The organism is uncultured Thiohalocapsa sp. (assembly GCF_913062725.1).
Lineage (GTDB): Bacteria > Pseudomonadota > Gammaproteobacteria > Chromatiales > Chromatiaceae > Thiohalocapsa.
Window position 1 is genome coordinate 39,629 of the sequence record NZ_CAJXWY010000016.1, and the last position, 17,069, is coordinate 56,697.

Genomic DNA, 17,069 nt, shown 5'->3' on the forward strand with positions numbered 1-17,069 from the left:
GCCGCAGCGGCGAGTCGTTCTGCGTACGCTGTCCATCATGACCACCGCCTCCGCCAAGCCACTCGCCGAGCAGCTCGGGCGCGACCTCACGCTCTACGATGCCGCCGATCAGCTGTTCGGCACCCGCATCGGCGAGACGCTGAACGAGCTGCTCATCAAGGGCCTGATGGACTTCTTCGACGAGGGCCAGTCCGTCTGGCGCATGCCCGGGCGCCAACAGGGCCTGTTTCGCGCCTGGGCCAACATCGCCCGACGCAACCGTCGCCTGCGCATGCGCGGCCTGGATGTCGCCGCCATCCTCGATCGGGCGGACGAGCCCGAGGCCATGATCGACCTGGTGATGACGCGTCTCGGCGTGCCGGAACAGCACTGGATGCGCTATGTCACCGTGGAGCTCTCCCGCCTGCACGGCTGGGCCGGCTTCGTGCGCTGGCGGGCGCAGGCGGTCCACTATTACTGGCAGCAGCGCAATCCTGCGGACCTGACGGATTACCTGGCGGTGCGCCTGGTGCTGGCGCTGGCGCTGCTGGAGGACGCCGGCCGGCGCCTCAGGCGCGACCTGCGCTGGCCGGCGCTGCTCGATTTTGCGGCTGCCCATCCGCGCGAGTGCCTGCTGCGTCGGGAGCTCAACGCCGGCACCGTCCTGCCGGACTTTGCGCACCGCATCGAAGTGGCGCTGGATGCGGGCGAGCCGGCGGGCCTCGACGCCCTGTACCTGGACTACGAGCGCGAGAAGATCACCCGCGAGGCCCGCACCCGAGCACGGCGGGTGGAGACCATGGCCGCCGCCGCGGGGATGGGCCGGGACGCCTTGCTCGGTCGCGACGATGAGACGCTGCACCAGGTCATCGACGGTGTCTACGCCGCCAAGGCCCATGAGGGCATGCTCTGGACCCGGTCGCTGGAGCGGGCGCATCTTCGCTGGCTGCTGGCGCAGATCGATGCGGCCGCGGCGGCGGATGCGCCCGGCGCGGCGCCGGCTGGCCCCATGGCCGGCGGCATGCCGCAGGGCCCGGGCGATGCGGTACAGGCGTTGTTTTGTATTGATGTTCGTTCCGAGCGCCTGCGCCGGCATCTGGAGGCGGTGGGCGACTACGAGACCTTCGGCATCGCCGGCTTCTTTGGCATACCCATCGCTTTCGTCGAGTTCGGCAAGGGGCACGAGACCGCCCTGTGTCCTGCGGTGGTGACGCCGAAGCACGTCGCCGTGGAGATGCCCCACAGCCATGCCAAGCACGCCGAATCGCTCTTCGAGCTGGCGCACGAGGTGGTGCATGACCTCAAGAACACGGTGCTCGCGCCCTATGTCACCGTGGAGGCGGTGGGGCTGTTGTTCGGCTTCGACATGGTGGGCAAGACCTTTGCCCCGCGTGCCTACAACACCTGGCGGCAGCGTCTGGAGACGCGGAAACCGCCGGCGCGCCTGCTGTTCGACAAGCTGTCCGAGGCCGACGCCTTGGAGTTGGTGGCCAATCTGCAAGACGAGATGGTGCTGCGCGCCGTGGAGCGGCACTTCGCGGTCAAGCGCGAGCAACTCACCAGCCCCATGATCCGCGAGCTGCGGGAGACGGCACTGGAAAACCGCAAGGGCCAGACCGAGCTCGCCCGCCGCTTCGGGCTGGATGCCGCCGGTGAGGCGGTGTTCATCCGCTCGCTCCAGGTTGAATACCGGGTCAATCCGGATCAGGCGCGTATCCAGCTGGAGCACCTCGCCAAGATCGGCTTCCGCCCACAGCGCCAGGCCCAGCTCGTCGGCGCGGCCTTGCGCGGCATCGGGCTGACGGGCGGATTCGGGCGGACGGTGCTGGTGGTGGGCCATGGCAGCACGTCGGAGAACAACCCCTACGAATCGGCCCTCGACTGCGGCGCCTGCGGTGGCGATCACGGGCTGGTGAATGCCCGCATCTTCGCAGCCATGGCCAACCGCCCGGAGGTACGCAAACTGCTGAAAGAGCAGGGCGTGGACATCCCCGCCGCGACCCGGTTCATTCCGGCCCTGCACGACACCACCACCGACGAGATCCGCCTGGCGGACCTCGACGAGCTGCCGCCGGCGCTGCTCAGACGCATCGACCGGATTTGCGAAGACCTCACCGCCGCAGGCCGCCTCACCGCCGCAGAGCGCTGCCAGGCGCTCGGCGAAACCGGCATCAGCGGCCCGGACGCCGCCGCCCGCCGGGTCAAGCGCCATGCACTGGACTGGACCCAGGTGCGCCCGGAGTGGGGCCTGTCGAAGAACGCGTCCTTCGTGATCGGCCGCCGCGAACTGACCCAGCGGGTGAATCTGGACGGCCGCGCCTTTCTGCACAGCTACGACTACCGCGTCGATCCCAAGGGGCGTCTGCTCGAGACCATCCTGACGGGGCCGCTCATCGTTGCCCAGTGGATCAACCTGGAGCATTTCTTCTCGGTGGTGGATAACGAGGCGTTCGGCAGCGGCAGCAAGGTCTATCACAACGTTGTCGGTCGCTTCGGCGTGGTCACCGGGAACCTGAGCGATCTGCGCACCGGACTGCCGGCCCAGACCATGCTCCGCGGCCACGCGCCCTATCACCAGCCCATGCGGCTCATCACCGTCATCGAGGCGCCGCTCGCGTTGGTGGAGGCGTTACTGGCCAAGCTCTATAAACCGCGGGAGCTGGTTCACAACGGCTGGATCCGCCTGGTGGTGCTGGACCCCGAGACCGGCCGAGCGCAGGTGTACGATCCGGAGCACCGCGAGGGCGGTGCCTGGCGGCCGCAGCCCATCCGGCTCCCGGCGTGGGCAGAGCGCCATAACATGCAGGCGCCGTCATAGACTTTGCCGCAACCGGGGTTGCGGTGAGGCGGTGTCAGTCGGACCTTCTAACGCCATAACCCGGAGACCCCTCATGCACGCGCTCAAGCACAGTCAGTTGAAAAAGCTGGAGATCATCGTTCAGGGGGAGCAGCAGGAGTTCGTGCTCGATCTGCTGGAGCGTGCCGGCGTCAGCGGCTGGACCGTGTTCCATCATCTCTCCGGCAAGGGCAGCCACGGCGCCCACGATGCCCATCTCATGTTCAACGAGGACGACGTGCTGGTGATGATCATCACCGCCGTGCCGGCGGACATCGCCGATGCGATCCTCGAAGGCCTCACGCCCTTCTTCAACCGCCACATGGGCGTCGTTTTCAGCACCGATATTCAGGTGAGTCGACTCGCAAAGTTTCAGCCGGTGGGGGGATGACCGCCTTTGCGAGGCGTGGATTGGATCGGGTGTCGCCGGGCAAATGCCGCACGCGTAAGCCGTCTGTGACCGACGCCGAGGATGGCATGCCGAGTGTACGCCGCGTCATGCGATCCTCGTGCCCCGCGGCGCTGACCACACCCGCCTAGCCCGACGTCACCACCTGCCCGGCGCGCTCCGCCACCGCGCGCTTCAGCGCATCGGCGCGCTTGTCGATCCAGTTCTCCATGCGCACCACGCGTTCCAGACGCAGGCTGAGCAGGCGCTTGCGGGGCTGGGGATTGAGGCCCGCGAAGTAGACGCGGCAGCCGTGATGCACGGCATCGCGGACCGCGCCTTCGATGGCGAGCGCCGTGGTCACGCCCAGGTGGGGCACGTCGGTGAGGTCGACCACAAGGCTTTTGGCCTCGGCCATCTCGTGCTGCTGGCGGGTGATGGCCTTGGCGGCGCCGAAGATCAGTGGCCCGCTGAGGCAGAGCAGGGCAATACCGTTGCTCGGGTCATCGAGAATTTTCTTTTCCTCTTCGGTCGCCTCCACGCCCTCGGCACAGCGAACGCCCGGTTCCTGACCTGGCAGGCCGAGCAGCTTGACGCCCTCCGATTGCAGGTCGGCGAGTCGGCGGATAGTGAGCACATTGGCGACGAACAGCCCAATGCCGACGGCGGTGATGAGATCCACGAAGACCGTCATCAGGATGACGCCGTACATGATGAGCGCACCGCGCTTGGAGACCCGCTGTGCACGCCTCAGAAAGCCCCAGTCGATGATGTCGATGCCCACTTTGATGGCGATGCCGGCGAGCACCGCTTTGGGAATGGGCTCCACGAGGGAACTGGCGCCGAACACCACCACAGCCAGGATGACGGCGCGTGTCAGGCCCGATAGCGCCGTACGCGCACCGGTCTGGATATTCACCACCGTGCCCATGGTGGCGCCGGCCCCGGGCAGGCCACCACACAAGCCCGAGACGAGATTACCGAGGCCCTGGCCCATGAGCTCCTTGTCGGAGTCGTGCTGGGTGCGGGTCAGGCTGTCGGCGATCACCGACGTCAAGAGGGCGTCGATGGAGCCGAGCAGCGCCAGCACCACGGCATCGATGACCATGGTCTGCCACTCGGCGGTGCTGAATACGGGCATCTGGATGCTCGGCAGGCCGCCGGGCACCGCGCCGATGGCCCGATAGGACCCGCTGCCCAGCAAGAAGACGGCCAGCAGTGTGCCGACCACCAGGGCGAGGAGCTGCGGTGGCATGAACCGCCGCCAGCCCCGCGGCATGAGAAACAAAATGGCCAGCGCCAAGCCGCCGAGGGCCGCCTCGCCCGGGTTCACATTGGCGACCAGCTCCGGCAGCGCCGTGAGCGACCCTAGCACGCCGCCGGCGGGGGACGCGAAGCCGAGCAGCGGTGGTAGCTGGATGATGATCAGGATGAAGCCGATGCCGGACATGAAGCCGGAGATGACCGTGTAAGGCATCATGGTCACGTAGCGGCCCAGCTTGAGCACGCTGAACAGCATCTGGAACAGCCCCGTCATCATCACCGTGGTGAAGGCCATGGCCAGGCCGTTCTCGGGGTTCGTGGCCACCATGGTGGTGATGACCGCCGTGAAGATGACGGTCATGGGCCCCGTCGGCTCGGAGATCAGCGTTGGCGTGCCGCCGAAGAGCGCCGCGAACAGCCCCACGAGCACGGCGCCGTAGAGTCCCGCCTCCGCACCGGCACCGGAGGCCACCCCGAAGGCCAGCGCCATGGGCAGCGCGATGACCGCCGCCGTGACGCCGCCGAAGAGATCGCCCTTGGCGTTGTCGAGTCTGATGTCGTTGAAGATCCGCATGCCGTAGTCCTCCGCCGGGGCGCGGGTGCCGTGCGCAAATCGGCCACGCAGTGTCGCGATGTCCGCACCCTAAGGGAAATCGATAAATCGAATCGAGAAAATAGAGGTTGGTTTATACCTGCAGCCACATTCTACGCAGGTGTGACAGCGTCACCAGTAACGACGAGAAATGTCTGCATAAATGGCGTTTGCGGGGACTGCTGAGGTCGGCCAGCCGTTGCCAACCGATGCCGGCCACCCTGCATACGTGTCCGGTGATGCGAAATCGCCAGCATCTTCGTCCACAACTGAGCCGTTCGATTGCGATGTCCAAGCACGGCCGACGCGGGTTAGGCGAGATTCGCAACCGTTCGGCGGATGCCAATGGCGACATTGGGCTCAGATGTCGATACTTAAGCGTGCGTGTCGTCACTCGCCGAGGCCAAAATCCTTCATGAGCCGTTGCACTGCGCTAGCCATCGATATGCCGAATTGCAGCTCTCGCTGCGAGCGCTCGCGTCTCGGCGATCGTCGGCGGGCGGCCTTGCTCGGCGGCTGGTCTCGGTTGACGCCGCGCCGATCGATTGGGCACACGGCCAAACCGACGGTCTTGATCATCACACGGCAATCCGAGGGCGGTCTTGGCAATCAGGTGTCTGCTCGGACCAGGCCCGACGGCCGGCAATGCGTGCGCACGTCGCCCGGCATTCAATGGCCATGTGGCCGGCCATCAGCCCTAGCCCTACCGCCCCCAATCGCCCGACGTGCCTGCGAGTTCACAGGCGCGTATCCCTAGTACCCAACCGGGCTCGCCGTCCGTTGCGAAGCCCGGTGGGCCGACTGCCCTCGATTATCTCCCATTTCCACTCGGCTCGCGCCATTGCGCTTGCCATGGGTCGTCCTTTGCCTGCGAGCATCGTCACTATGAACAATCCGATTCTGTCATATACACTTAATTTAATATTAGTGCGCCCGGCACGGGCTGTGCGTGTATTGCGCATGTTCGCCATTGGCCTGGCTGGCGTGTTTGCCGCTTCGTCGGCGCTCGCCACCGATTATTATGTGTCTGCGGCGGGCGCTGACGGCAATCCGGGGACGGCGTCCGCGCCCTGGCGTACCATCGCCAAGGTCAATGCCACCTCGCTCGCACCCGGTGACCGTGTGCTGTTTCGCCGTGGTGATGCCTGGGCTGAGACCCTTCGCCCCGGCGCATCGGGTGCGCAGGGCAATCCCATTACCTATGCCGACTACGGCAGTGGCGCAGCGCCCGTGATCACCGGTGCATCCAACAACGATTGCATCGGCTGGACCAGCGCCCGCAGTCACCTGGTGTTTCGTAATCTCCACCTCAGGGACTGTGGTCAGCCGAGCGGTGGCAATCGCGGGGGTATCAATGTCTACAGCAATGCTGGCACGTCACGCGACATTACCGTGGAGAATTCACTGATCGAGAATGCCCAGACCTGGAACATCTATATGTCCGGCATCGACGGACTGGTGATCCGGGGCAATACGCTGCGCAACGCCGAGCTGCAGCACGGCATTTATCTGGACGGCTCGCTGGGGGCGGATAACGCCTTGATCGAGGACAACCATATCTATGGCAACCCCGATATGTGCGTGCAGTTCAACTCCAATGGCCAAAACCGCCTGAGGAATTTGGTCCTGCGTTACAACCGACTCGAGAACTGCGGCGCCGGCGGCCTGAATAATATCGGCGCGGATGGTCTGCTCGCGCATCACAATCTTTTCCATGGTGCCATGCCTGCGATCTACAATGGCTGTGATGGTGCGGACAGCGGCTGCAGTCGGGGCGCAATCAATGGCGTCTATGCGAACAACACCATCGTCACTTCGGGTGGCGGCTGGGCCACCTGTTTCTCGAACTCGTCCTCCCTGGGGACGCCAACCTTCAGCACGTTCGTCAACAATATCTGTGTGCACGACGCCGCCCGCGGTCCCGCCTTCGAGAATGTCGAAGCGATCAGCGGCCAGCGCGTCGACTTCAATCTGTTCTTCTCGACGCGTACGAGCACCTTGGCGTTCGTGTGGGCCGGTCGCGAATACCAAGGCCTTGCCAGCTACCGGGAGGGTACCGGCAATGAAGCCAATGGTCTCAGCGCCGATCCGGCCTTCGCCGATCGAGCAGCGTCGGATTTCCAGCTCTCATCCGGCTCTCCGGCGGTTGACTCCGGCACGTCCCTGGGCTACAGCCGGGACTTGGCGGGCGTCGCCGTGCCACAGGGAGCGGCGCCGGATCGGGGCGCGTTCGAGCTTGCCGACGATGCTGGTGGGAGCACTCCACCAGCCACACCTGAGGGCCTGCGGATCGAGTTCTAGCCCCTGTCTGACGCGGGGCTGCGCCGAGCGCATTTGCGGGCCTGTACCCGCAAACAGGTCAAGGAAATGACCAGCGCCATGCCGGGCAGGGATGCCCAAAACCGCTAACCCGCCTTCCCGGTTCTGCCGCCGGGCCGTGGTCATGTCATCGGCCTGGTGGGCCCGCCCCATCGTCACCCCCGACGCGAACCTCAGGCAAATGCTGATCATGCCCTAGGGCCGGTTGTTCGCCCCTGTGCGCTGACTATGATGCTGCATCATGCACCGCGCGAAACCTTGTGCCTGAAGCCTGGTTGCAAGAACGTCGATTCATGACAGCAGGCACATCAACGTGTGGTAAGACCGGCTGACGCGCACACCAGACCGGCCAAGGTCCTAAAGCCGTCATCCGGATTCCGCCGGGAATGGTCAGTTATCGGCCAGTGCGCGCTTATCCGTCGCCATCCAACCGGCTAACCCGCTGTGAGCAGCAAATCAGGTGGAGCATGAAATACGAGGCGGATTCAATTTCGACCCAATTGGAGCGGGTGTCGACCTCGGAAGCGCAAGCCGTCGACGAGCCCGTCATGACAGGGCATGTGCTGGCGATCACCGCCGCCGAGCATGGCGAGGGGGTCACGACGCTGGCGCGACGACTGGGACAAGGGCTCTGCGGTCATTTGGGCGATACCATCATCATCGATACCAACATCCGCGAGGGCAGATGGCGCGATGCCAGATCGGGGCAGGGTGGCCGCCGGCACCCCGGCTTGACCGAGGTGCTGGTCAACGGCGTGCCGCTGGAAAACGCCGTGCAGGTGGACATGGTGACGCAGCTGCATCTGCTCGGGGCCGGCGGCGGCACGCCGAAGGCGTCGGCGCTATTGGCCTCGGGCGTGCTGCGCCGACTGGTGCAGAAATTGCGCAGAAGCTACCGGTGGGTGCTGCTGGATATGCCGCCCGTTGGGCTGTACCCCGATGCCGGCGCGGTGGGTCGCCTCGCCGACGGTGTGATTCTGACGGTGCACGCGGAAAAGACACGGGCCGAAGCAGTCGCGGGCGCCCAGCAGGCCATTCTGCGCGGGGGTGGGCAGTTGCTCGGATCGATCCTGAACCGGCGGCGCGCGCATACGCCCGAGTGGCTCGAGCGTTATCTGTAAGGTCTGTCGCGCGCAGCGATAGTTTCGTGAGGCACACGCACAGGAGGACGCGATGATCAACGCAGAGGCTTTGCCAGGCAAGACGCGCGTCTGCATGCTCGTCTTCAGCAACTATCCGAATGACCCCAGGGTGCGGCGCGAAGCCGCAGCCCTGGTCAGAAAAGGTTTGGATGTCGATGTCTATTGCCTGCGGCAGCCGCACGAATTGAGCGAAGAGGTGTGTGATGGCGTCACTGTCTATCGGATCATGGACACACCGCGGAGCAAGGAAGCTCTGACACGCTACCTGTGGCATACGCTCCGCTTCACCTGGCGGGCATTGGTGCGGGTGGGTAACCAGGCGGGTGCCCGGAGCTATGCGCTGTACCAGGTCCATACCATGCCGGATTTCCTGATCTTTGCCTGTCTTGCGGCCAAATGGCAAGGCAAGCCGATCATTCTGGACCTGCATGACCTCTCGGTGGAATTGTTCGCTGCCAAGCTGCAAGGCGCCAGGCGACACCTGCTTGCATTGGTGGCGCTGCAGGAACGCCTCGCCTGCCGGTTTGCTGATCATCTGATCACAACCTCCTGGGGATTCAAGGCGCGACTGCTTCAGCGTGGCAACCCGGAGGCGAAGATCACGCTGGTGTTCAATTCCGCAGACCCATCGTTGTTTTGGCTCGATGACAGCCGACAATTTCGCCCCATCGGCCATCGGCTGCGGTTGCTCTATCATGGCACCATCGCCGAGCGCTTCGGCCTGCATCTGTTATTGGAGGCCTTGCCGCTGATCCGCTCCAGACACCGCGACGTTAGCTTACGACTGTACGGCAAGATCGATCCGAGCTATCAGCGCAGACTTACGCAGATCGTGCGTGAGTTTGGATTGAGTCAGCATGTGGAATTCGCCGGCTGGCGGCCGGCGGCGGCCCTGATGGATTGCTTTCGGGAGGCGGATCTGGCGGTGGTGCCCTATCTGCATGATGCATTCATGGATCTCGCCGTATCGACGAAGACTTTCGAGTATGCAGCGGCCGGCCTGCCAGTGGTGGCGACCCGGTTGCAAGCGATGACCTCGATCTTTCCGGAGGATAGCATCACCTATGTGGCACCGAACGACAGCGAGGCGCTGGCGCGGGGCGTGTTGCAGCTGGCCGCCGACCCGGCGCGCCAGGCCCACCAGAGCCGCGCCGCCTATGCCGCACAGCAACAGCTCAGCGGCGAGGTCATGGCCGAGCGCTACACGACGCTGGTGGAGCGAATGCTGGGGGCGCAGCATGACGCCGCAACGAGCGTATCGGCACCCTCGCGTCCGGGCTGAGCAGCGGCGGTGGCCCTACTGGCGTCGGCGTTTGCACGACGACGGCACGTACCGGCGACCGTCTGGCACACCCTGGCATGACTGGCGGGACGATCGTCCGGGGGCGAAGCGGATGCAACCGCCATCGTGGTTGGATTGCGGACGCGACTGCAGGGGACAGCCATGGACATGCGCGTGAGTGGATCGGACACTCAACCGGGTTATTTCGTGCTCTCGCTCGACACTGAGCTGGCCTTTGGACATTTCGACCGTGATGCGCAGTGGCCGCGGCTGTTCAGCCCTGACGGCAGCCGCGAGCGCGCAGCCATCCAACGGCTGCTGGAACTGTGTGAGGCGTTCGGAGTGCGCGCCACCTGGGCCGTGGTGGGGCACCTGTTCCATGCCGGCTGCGAGCATTGCCCGGAATGTCCCATTGAGGCCTGGCAGGGTCGTTACAGCAGCTATGCGCAGATCTACGAGCGCGATCATCCGCTGTGGTATGGCGCCGATGTGCTGCAATGGCTGCTGGCGCACCGCGATCGCCTGGAGATCGGTTTTCACGGCTATACGCATCGTCCGTTCACGGCCCTGAGCGCTGCCGAAGCGGCGCAGGAGGCGCGGCTTTGGCAGGCGGTGGCGGCGCGCCATGGCATCGAGCCCGGCGCGGTGGTGTTTCCGCGCAATGCGGTGGCGCATCTGGCGGTGCTGCGTCAGTTCGGGTTTCGCAGCTTTCGCAGCGCCGACGCCGTGCGCCCACGGGGCTGGCGCTCCACCCTCGGTGCGCCGCTGAAGTTGTTGTCACAGATGGCGGGCTGGCCGCCCCCCGAGACCTGCGCCGTGGCGGCCATCGGGTTGCGCGACGGCCTCGTGGAGTTACCGCCCTCGGCGTACCTGTTCGACATCCGCCGTTCGGTGGAATGCCTGCTCGACGGGCTTGGACTGCAGCGCCTGCGGTTGCGCGGCATCGTCGCCGGCATCCGGCAGGCGGCCGCCACCGGGCGGGTGATCCACCTTTGGGCGCACCCCTGGGAGTTTCGCACCGAGGCCGACTTCGACAAATTGGCGCATGTGCTCGCGGCCTTCGCCGAGCAGCGCATGGCCGGTCGGATGCGCTCGGTGACCATGTCGGAGCTCGCCGCGCTCAGTACCGGCGCTCGGCAGGCGGCATCTCAGGGGGGTGAGCCGTGATGGACGAACTGATCAGTGATGGTCACCCGGTGCCGCTGTCGGTGCTGCTGGTGACCAATACCTTTCCCACCGCCGATGAGCCGGGGGCGACGCCCTGCGTGCGCGATCAGGTGGATGCGCTGCGCGCAGCCTGTGGCGTGCAGGTCGATGTCCTCCACATCGACCGCCGGCGCAAATCGAATTACCTGTGGGCCGCACTCAGGCTGTTGCGCATGAACCTGGGCCAGCGACGCTATGACCTGGTGCATGCCCATTATGGCCACTCCGGCTTCGTCGCCTGGTTGCAGCGGCGCGTGCCCCTGGTGGTCACCTTCCATGGCTGCGATCTGCTGAGCCCGCGCGAGGGTGCCCTGGGACGCTGGCTGGCGCGGCGGGTCGCGGGCGTGATCGTCATGAGCGAGCAGATGAAGCGGGTGTCCGGTCGCAGCGATGCCGAGGTGATTCCCTTCGGCGTCGACACCGGCAGCTTCTATCCGGTCGCCAAAGCGGCGGCGCGATCACGGCTGGGGTTGGCGCAGGATCAGCGTTATGTGCTGTTTCCCTACGATCCGCAGCGTCCGGTGAAACGCTTCGATGTGTTGACGGCGACGGTCGAGCGGCTCGCCGCGCAGGGTGAACCGGTGGAGATCCTGACGGTGCACGGCCAGTCGCGCGAGCGCATGCGCGACTTCATGAATGCCGCCGACCTGATGGTGCTCACCTCCGACCGCGAAGGCTCACCGATGGCGGTGCGCGAGGCCCTGGTCTGCGGCCTGCCCGTGGTCTCGGTGGATGTCGGTGACGTCGCCGAGCTGTTGCACGGCGTCGACGGCTGTGCCCTGGCGCGTCAGGATCCAGCCGATCTGGCACGCCAGATCCGCCTGGTGCTGGCGCGCGATCAACGGCTGCCGGCGGTCGTGCACGCACGCAGGCTGGATGCCGCCGCGGCGGCCCGGCAGGTGCATGCGCTCTATCGGCGCCTGGCGCCAGCGGGACGATGGATCGGTAATCCAAGCCACCCGGAGTGCCCGGACTGGCTTGGGAAAGGGCGATAGCGGTGACTTCAAGACGCCGCGCAGGTCGTCGGCGATGGCCCAGAGGGTTTTGCCGAGTTGGCTGAGTTGTTTTTGTGGCATCGGTCAAGGCTTCATGGTGACGGTGCGTGTGTCAAGACCCAGGCGCATGAAGTCGCTGGTGTTATGGGTGATGACGGTCAGGTCGTTGACCAGGGCCTCGCGCACCGCCATCGGCCAGCCTTCGCGCGCCGAGGCGAGGTACTGGTCGATCTCCTGCCGCGAATGGTGCGCCGCGCCATAGAAGCGCTGAGGGTCGAAGGGCTCGGCCGCGGGCTGCTGCGGTGCCGATGCCGGCGCTTCCTGGGCGAGTTGCTGCAGGACGATCTGCGCTAAGCGGAGCTTGTCGGCATGCGAGAGCGCGCCGACGGAAGGCAGGAGTTCATCAATGGTCATGGGGAATAGCTTCTGCGATGAGCTGAAATGCTTCAGCTTTGGTTTCCGCAGCGGCAATGCATCCCGGGATGTCCGGCACATAGGCCCCGACACTCGTCGCGCCGTGCTCAAAGATGACGGTGTATTGCACTTAAGAGATACCTCAATCTGTCATGCCGGCTTGTTTGAGAACATTCTTCAGCGTTCCTGGTGGAATGTTTACGCTGAGTTTTCCGGCTACGGTTACCGTGCCAGACTTGGTGGGATGGTGAAACTGTCTGTGGCTCCCGCGAGTTGCTTGGCAGGTACAGGCCACGCTGTGCTTCATCGCTCAGCGGCCCCAAGCCCTTGATTTGCTGACCATTGACGTCCAGCTCGGTGGTGTCCTGCAGGCACAGCACCACCGGGTGAGGCGCCATGCGTTGCGTCGTGCACGCGTGGTGCGGCTCCAACAGATCCGTCCAGTCGAAGGTCTCTTGGCGAAACAACCGATAGGCCCCTTGCGTCTCCGCCCAGCCCGCACAGGCACCCGGCAGGCTCGCCGTGGGACGATCGGCCAAGCGTTACGCCAGCAGCACGCTGCGTGCCTTCCGGCGCTTGTCGCCCAGATCCAGATTCCGACATTCCTCGGCTGCCCAACCCATGTTTACCCTCACTGATCAGCATGCTTTCCAGCATGTTACCGGAGGAATCCGGAGTTGTGTGCGACGAGATGGCCTTTACCCGATTGGGCGTGTTGATGCTTTGGCGATGCGTATGAGCGACAACAACGCCTCGTTGACGGCCTCCTCCGTCGGGAATACCTCAGCAACTTCGGGCCTTAGAAGCACGAGGTTGTTTGACTCCATATATGCTTCGTAGTGCTTGCCTCGAACACCGGTACCGAGATCCTCGCGTCGATACTCAGGGCGCATTTCGTCGTCGTCGTGGGCGTTATCCGTTTTCATATATGTCACGCTCTTGGCGGCTCATCTTTCGCGCGCTAATGATTCTGGTCAAATCGCCCCGCTCGGTGTAGGAGACGATCAGAAATCGGTGCGCTCGCGATACGCCGAAGGTTAAGAAGCGCGCCTCCCCGGAGGAGTGGTCGGGATCATCGAAGGTCAAAGCCATCGGATCTCCGAAGACCGTGCCAGCCTCGTGGAACGACACGCCGTGCTTCCGAAGATTAGCAGCGGCTTTGCTTGAATCCCAGTCGAGTTTCACGTGACTTGATCAGAGGGCGGCTATCCTCGCCCAACAGGATCGGTTCGTGCCGTTGCCCGAGGCGCTGATCCCGGAGCTGAAGCAGTGCAAATTGCCGGCGCAAGCTTGAGCGGGCTGGGTGGCGGCCGGCGCGGGCCCCACCCGTGGCCGGCGAGCCGCCCTCAGGCAGCCCGCGACTGCCCCAGCGGCGCGTTGGCGGCGACGGTGGGTGCGGCGTCGATGTACAGGCGGTGCCAGAGCTCCAGATTGATCAGGCCGACGATCATGGAGGTGTGGTCCTCGCTGCCGCGCGCGTGCTCGTCGAGCAGTCGGGCGACGAAGCCGGCATCGAAGAGCCCGCGGCGGGCGATGGTCTCGGGGCCGAGGAGATCGTGGGCGAAGTCACGTGCCGGGCCACGCAGCCAGACGCCGACCGGGACCGGAAAGCCTTCCTTCTTGCGGTGCAGGATGCTGTCCGGCAGCCATTTCGCGCACAGCTGCTTGAGCAGGTGCTTGCGTGTCCATCCCTTGAGCTTGAAGTGCGCCGGCAGGGAGGCGGCCAACTCCACCAACTGGTGATCCAGGAAGGGCACCCGCGCCTCCAGCGAACTGGCCATGCTCAGTTTGTCGCCCCGTGCGAGCAGGCAGTCGGGCAAATACACCTTGTTGTCGACATAGAGCATGCGGTGCAGGGCGCCGTCGGCGTCGGTGCGCGCCAGGTGCTCGTGGAACGCCGGGCCGGTGAGCTCACCGGCCACCAGATCCAGGAAGTCGGCGCTCAACAGGCCCGGCTTGCGACGGTCATCGAACAGCGGAAACCAGTTCCGCAGCCGTTGCGCCTCATCGCGGTAGCTGAGCGCCTGCAGCATCAGCTTCGGGCGCCGCAGCCCCGGCAGCAGGCGGCTGGCGGATGCGCTCAGCCGGGTCAGGGCCGGCGGCAGGGCGTTGCACAGCGGCGCCAACCGCTCGCCGGCGTAGCGGCCGTAGCCGGCGAACAGCTCGTCGCCGCCCTCGCCGGTGAGCACCATCTTCACCTCCCGGCCGGCGGCCTCGCAGACGCGGTGATAGGCCACCAGGGCGGCGTCGGCGATGGGCTGGTCCAGATGCCAGATGACCCGCTCGCTGAGGTCGACGAAGTCGTCGGCGCGCAGCATCACCTCCTGGTGGTCGGTACCGAACTGGCGCGCCACCTGGCGGGCATAGGGTAGCTCGCTGAAGCGCTCGGCGCCCTGATCGGCATAACCGACGGCGAAGGTCTTCACCGGTGCATCCAGGTACTCGGTCATCACCGCAACCACGGCGCTCGAGTCGACGCCGCCGCTGAGGAAAGCACCGAAGGGGACGTCGCTCATCAGACGCAGGCGCACCGACTCGCGAAACAGGGGCTCCAAGGCCTCCAGCGCCGCCGCCTCGGTGGTCAGCTCGGGGTGCGCACGATAGGACAGATCCCAGTAGCGACGCAGGTGCAAGCCCTTGGCATCGACCGTCGCCGTGAAGCCGGGCGGGAGGGCACGGATACCCTCGAACAGCGTCAGCGGCGCCGGGACATACCGTAACGACAAGTACTCGCTCATCGCCCGATAGTCGGGCTGGCGCGGCACCTTGGGGTCTTGCAGCAGCGACTTGATCTCGGAGCCGAACAGCAGCCGATCGCCGGTGTCGGCGTAGTACAGCGGCTTGATGCCCATGCGGTCGCGGGCCAGCAACAGGCGCTGGCGGCGCTGATCCCAGAGGGCGAAACCGAACATGCCACGCAGGTGCTGCACGCAGTCCTCGCCATGTTCTTCGTAGAGGTGGACGATGACCTCGCCGTCGCCCTCGCTGCGAAAGCGATGGCCGGCGGCGCGCAGGCGTCGGCGCAGTTCCCGGTAGTTGTAGATCTCGCCGTTGAAGACCAGGATCAGCGACCGGTCTTCATTGCTGATCGGCTGCTGCCCGGTGGCCAGGTCGATGATGCTGAGCCGGCGCATGCCGAGCGCCACCGGTCCCTGCAGGTAGCGACCATCATCATCGGGGCCGCGGTGGCCGATGGCCTGCAGCATGGCATCGAGGATGCCGGGATCAGCGGCGGTGGGGGTTGCATAATGAACGCTGCCACAAATGCCACACATGGGATGAACGTCTCCTGCGCTGCTGGGGTCGCTGCAAACTGGGGTCGCTGCAAAACTGTCGTGATCGGGTCCGCGCGCGCCGGCGCGATCCGCGCCTTAGTCCGGCGGTGTCGCGGCGGGTTGTGGGGTGGTCTGTGACGCTCGGGCGGCGCCGGTCTGGCTCAGGCTCGGATCGCCGGCGCCGAGAGGCGTGCCGAGATGGCTGCGCAAGGCGTCGCTCAGGCGTTTGGCGGAGGCCGCCCAGGTCCATGCGTTGGCGTCCCCGGCGGCTTGGGCGCCGAGCCGCCGCAAGCCGCTGCGGGTCTGCCAGATCCGCTCCAGGGCACGGGTCAGATCCGCGACGCTGTTGCTCTCGGCCCAGTAGACGAAGGGGCGCGCGCCGAGCACGTCGGTGTGACAACGGATGCGTGTGGCCAGGATCGGCAGCCCGGCGGCGGCGTATTCGAATAACTTGATCGGGCTGCTGACCCGGAACTTTTGTTCGTCCGGAAACGGCAGCGCACCCAGGTGCGCCTGCTGCAGTAGTTGCGGCACGCGTGCGTGCGCCACCGGCGGCAGGACCCGAATGGTGCCATCGGAATGGGCCGCGATCCGTGCCAGCTCATCGCGTGCCGAGCCGTCACCGACCAGCGTCAGATGAAAGCGCACCCCCGCCGCATTCGCACGCAGCACCGCGGCGCACAGACTTTGCAGACAGCGCTCCGTATGCAGCACTCCCACATAACAGAGCATCACCGGCGCCTCCCCCTGCGGCCACCGGCGGGCGTGCGCTGCCACGGCGAAATCCGCCGCCGACACCGCCGACGGCCAGATGCCCCACAGCTTGTGGGCTGGCACCTGGCATGCCTCCGCCATGGCGGGTGTGATGCAAAGGCGCCCGTCCGCCAGCCTGTTGCCCAGTCGCCGCATCACATGGAGGTAACCCGCGCGCAGGCGGGCCTTGAGCGAGAGGCCACGCGCCGGCGCCATGAACAGGGTGCGGGTGTCCATCACCAGCCGCGGCCGCCGTCGTCCGAGCAGCCGCAGTGGCAGCAGCCAGAGTGCCGACATCTCGTGAAAGAGCACCGCATCGAGGGCCTTGCGCCTGGCCAGGATCAGGGCAAGCGCCCGCAGGTGAAACAGGGTCTGCCCCAGAAACCACAACCGCGGTGCCGCAATGGCGTCGATCGCCACATCATCGATCTGGTCGGGACCGGCCAGTGCCGGGTCCGGCGTGGCGGTGACGAGCGTCACCGCCCAGCCGAGCCGGCGCAAGCAGTGGGTCGCCTGCAGCCAGGTGGCCGCATCCAGATCGCTGCGCAGATCCCCGCTGTAGATCCAGACGAGCCGACCGGCGGCTCGGGTAGGGTGCGTGTGGATGGTTGGGCCCATAGCAGGA

15 protein-coding genes and 2 pseudogenes are annotated in these 17,069 nt (G+C 65.7%); 7 read left to right on the plus strand and 10 right to left on the minus strand.

The genetic code is table 11. The features are described from left to right. Positions 1–37 precede the first annotated feature (37 nt). Both QZ588_RS06355 and QZ588_RS06360 read left to right on the plus strand, forming a co-directional pair. On the plus strand, positions 38–2,797 hold the full coding sequence (locus QZ588_RS06355) for a DUF2309 domain-containing protein (RefSeq protein ID WP_295540981.1): 2,760 nt from the start codon (positions 38–40) through the stop codon (positions 2,795–2,797). A 73-nt stretch (positions 2,798–2,870) separates the two neighbouring features. Next, positions 2,871–3,206, plus strand: coding sequence for a P-II family nitrogen regulator (locus QZ588_RS06360; RefSeq protein ID WP_295540983.1), 336 nt, complete (start codon positions 2,871–2,873; stop codon positions 3,204–3,206). Positions 3,207–3,351: 145 nt separating this feature from the next. Here QZ588_RS06360 and QZ588_RS06365 read toward each other — a convergent pair whose 3' ends face one another. Further along, positions 3,352–5,040 (minus strand): SulP family inorganic anion transporter, encoded by a 1,689-nt coding sequence (locus QZ588_RS06365; protein WP_295540985.1) that lies wholly within the window; start codon positions 5,038–5,040, stop codon positions 3,352–3,354. Positions 5,041–5,448: 408 nt separating this feature from the next. Then, a complete protein-coding gene (locus QZ588_RS06370; RefSeq protein ID WP_295540987.1) occupies positions 5,449–5,637 on the minus strand; it encodes a hypothetical protein in 189 nt (62 codons plus the stop codon). 381 nt (positions 5,638–6,018) lie between these two features. Between QZ588_RS06370 and QZ588_RS06375 the strand changes: the two genes are divergently transcribed. The 5 genes from QZ588_RS06375 to QZ588_RS06395 all read left to right on the plus strand — a co-directional run bounded on the left by QZ588_RS06375 (position 6,019) and on the right by QZ588_RS06395 (position 12,002). Beyond that, on the plus strand, positions 6,019–7,359 hold the full coding sequence (locus tag QZ588_RS06375; RefSeq protein WP_295540989.1) for a right-handed parallel beta-helix repeat-containing protein: 1,341 nt from the start codon (positions 6,019–6,021) through the stop codon (positions 7,357–7,359). Between the two features lie 422 nt (positions 7,360–7,781). Beyond that, entirely contained in the window at positions 7,782–8,498 is a 717-nt protein-coding gene (locus tag QZ588_RS06380; protein WP_295540991.1) for a CpsD/CapB family tyrosine-protein kinase, read from the plus strand. 52 nt (positions 8,499–8,550) lie between these two features. Next, positions 8,551–9,801 carry a glycosyltransferase family 4 protein gene (locus QZ588_RS06385; RefSeq protein ID WP_295540993.1) on the plus strand — a complete coding sequence of 417 codons (1,251 nt, stop codon included), beginning with the start codon at positions 8,551–8,553 and terminating at the stop codon, positions 9,799–9,801. A gap of 162 nt (positions 9,802–9,963) precedes the next feature. Then, positions 9,964–10,968, plus strand: coding sequence for a hypothetical protein (locus QZ588_RS06390; RefSeq protein WP_295540995.1), 1,005 nt, complete (start codon positions 9,964–9,966; stop codon positions 10,966–10,968). Then, entirely contained in the window at positions 10,968–12,002 is a 1,035-nt protein-coding gene (locus QZ588_RS06395) for a glycosyltransferase family 4 protein (protein WP_295540997.1), read from the plus strand. The genes QZ588_RS06390 and QZ588_RS06395 overlap by 1 nt, the downstream gene beginning before the upstream one ends. 84 nt (positions 12,003–12,086) lie before the next feature. On the opposite strand, the gene QZ588_RS06400 is transcribed toward QZ588_RS06395, so the two are convergent. From QZ588_RS06400 to QZ588_RS06435, 8 genes and pseudogenes are all read right to left on the minus strand, one after another. Then, positions 12,087–12,416: a hypothetical protein gene (locus tag QZ588_RS06400; protein WP_295540998.1), complete on the minus strand. Its 330-nt coding sequence runs from the start codon at positions 12,414–12,416 to the stop codon at positions 12,087–12,089. Further along, positions 12,406–12,546, minus strand: coding sequence for a type II toxin-antitoxin system HicB family antitoxin (locus tag QZ588_RS06405; RefSeq protein ID WP_295541000.1), 141 nt, complete (start codon positions 12,544–12,546; stop codon positions 12,406–12,408). Before QZ588_RS06405 ends, QZ588_RS06400 begins: the two co-directional genes overlap by 11 nt. A gap of 12 nt (positions 12,547–12,558) precedes the next feature. Beyond that, positions 12,559–12,687: pseudogene (locus QZ588_RS06410) on the minus strand (type II toxin-antitoxin system HicA family toxin); the annotation flags it as partial. 193 nt (positions 12,688–12,880) lie between these two features. Continuing rightward, a pseudogene (locus QZ588_RS06415) lies at positions 12,881–13,039 on the minus strand (transposase); the annotation flags it as partial. A 75-nt stretch (positions 13,040–13,114) separates the two neighbouring features. Next, complete coding sequence (locus QZ588_RS06420; RefSeq protein WP_295541002.1) at positions 13,115–13,342, minus strand: hypothetical protein; 228 nt, start codon at positions 13,340–13,342, stop codon at positions 13,115–13,117. Next, positions 13,329–13,601 (minus strand): BrnT family toxin, encoded by a 273-nt coding sequence (locus QZ588_RS06425; RefSeq protein WP_295541004.1) that lies wholly within the window; start codon positions 13,599–13,601, stop codon positions 13,329–13,331. Before QZ588_RS06425 ends, QZ588_RS06420 begins: the two co-directional genes overlap by 14 nt. Before the next feature lie 161 nt (positions 13,602–13,762). Next, positions 13,763–15,691, minus strand: a complete 1,929-nt coding sequence (gene asnB / locus QZ588_RS06430; RefSeq protein WP_295541006.1) for an asparagine synthase (glutamine-hydrolyzing) — start codon at positions 15,689–15,691, stop codon at positions 13,763–13,765. 96 nt (positions 15,692–15,787) lie between these two features. Then, positions 15,788–17,062 (minus strand): glycosyltransferase family 4 protein, encoded by a 1,275-nt coding sequence (locus tag QZ588_RS06435; RefSeq protein ID WP_295541007.1) that lies wholly within the window; start codon positions 17,060–17,062, stop codon positions 15,788–15,790. Between the last annotated feature and the right edge of the window lie 7 nt (positions 17,063–17,069).

What these genes read in the sequence shown, in the direction of transcription:
- QZ588_RS06355 (WP_295540981.1), top strand. Translation starts at nt 38, where the DNA reads ATGACCACCGCCTCCGCCAAGCCACTCGCCGAGCAGCTCGGGCGCGAC.
- QZ588_RS06360 (WP_295540983.1), top strand. Translation starts at nt 2,871, where the DNA reads ATGCACGCGCTCAAGCACAGTCAGTTGAAAAAGCTGGAGATCATCGTT.
- QZ588_RS06365 (WP_295540985.1), bottom strand. Translation starts at nt 5,040, where the DNA reads ATGCGGATCTTCAACGACATCAGACTCGACAACGCCAAGGGCGATCTC.
- QZ588_RS06370 (WP_295540987.1), bottom strand. Translation starts at nt 5,637, where the DNA reads ATGATCAAGACCGTCGGTTTGGCCGTGTGCCCAATCGATCGGCGCGGC.
- QZ588_RS06375 (WP_295540989.1), top strand. Translation starts at nt 6,019, where the DNA reads ATGTTCGCCATTGGCCTGGCTGGCGTGTTTGCCGCTTCGTCGGCGCTC.
- QZ588_RS06385 (WP_295540993.1), top strand. Translation starts at nt 8,551, where the DNA reads ATGATCAACGCAGAGGCTTTGCCAGGCAAGACGCGCGTCTGCATGCTC.
- QZ588_RS06390 (WP_295540995.1), top strand. Translation starts at nt 9,964, where the DNA reads ATGGACATGCGCGTGAGTGGATCGGACACTCAACCGGGTTATTTCGTG.
- QZ588_RS06395 (WP_295540997.1), top strand. Translation starts at nt 10,968, where the DNA reads ATGGACGAACTGATCAGTGATGGTCACCCGGTGCCGCTGTCGGTGCTG.
- QZ588_RS06400 (WP_295540998.1), bottom strand. Translation starts at nt 12,416, where the DNA reads ATGACCATTGATGAACTCCTGCCTTCCGTCGGCGCGCTCTCGCATGCC.
- QZ588_RS06420 (WP_295541002.1), bottom strand. Translation starts at nt 13,342, where the DNA reads ATGAAAACGGATAACGCCCACGACGACGACGAAATGCGCCCTGAGTAT.
- asnB (WP_295541006.1), bottom strand. Translation starts at nt 15,691, where the DNA reads ATGTGTGGCATTTGTGGCAGCGTTCATTATGCAACCCCCACCGCCGCT.
- QZ588_RS06435 (WP_295541007.1), bottom strand. Translation starts at nt 17,062, where the DNA reads ATGGGCCCAACCATCCACACGCACCCTACCCGAGCCGCCGGTCGGCTC.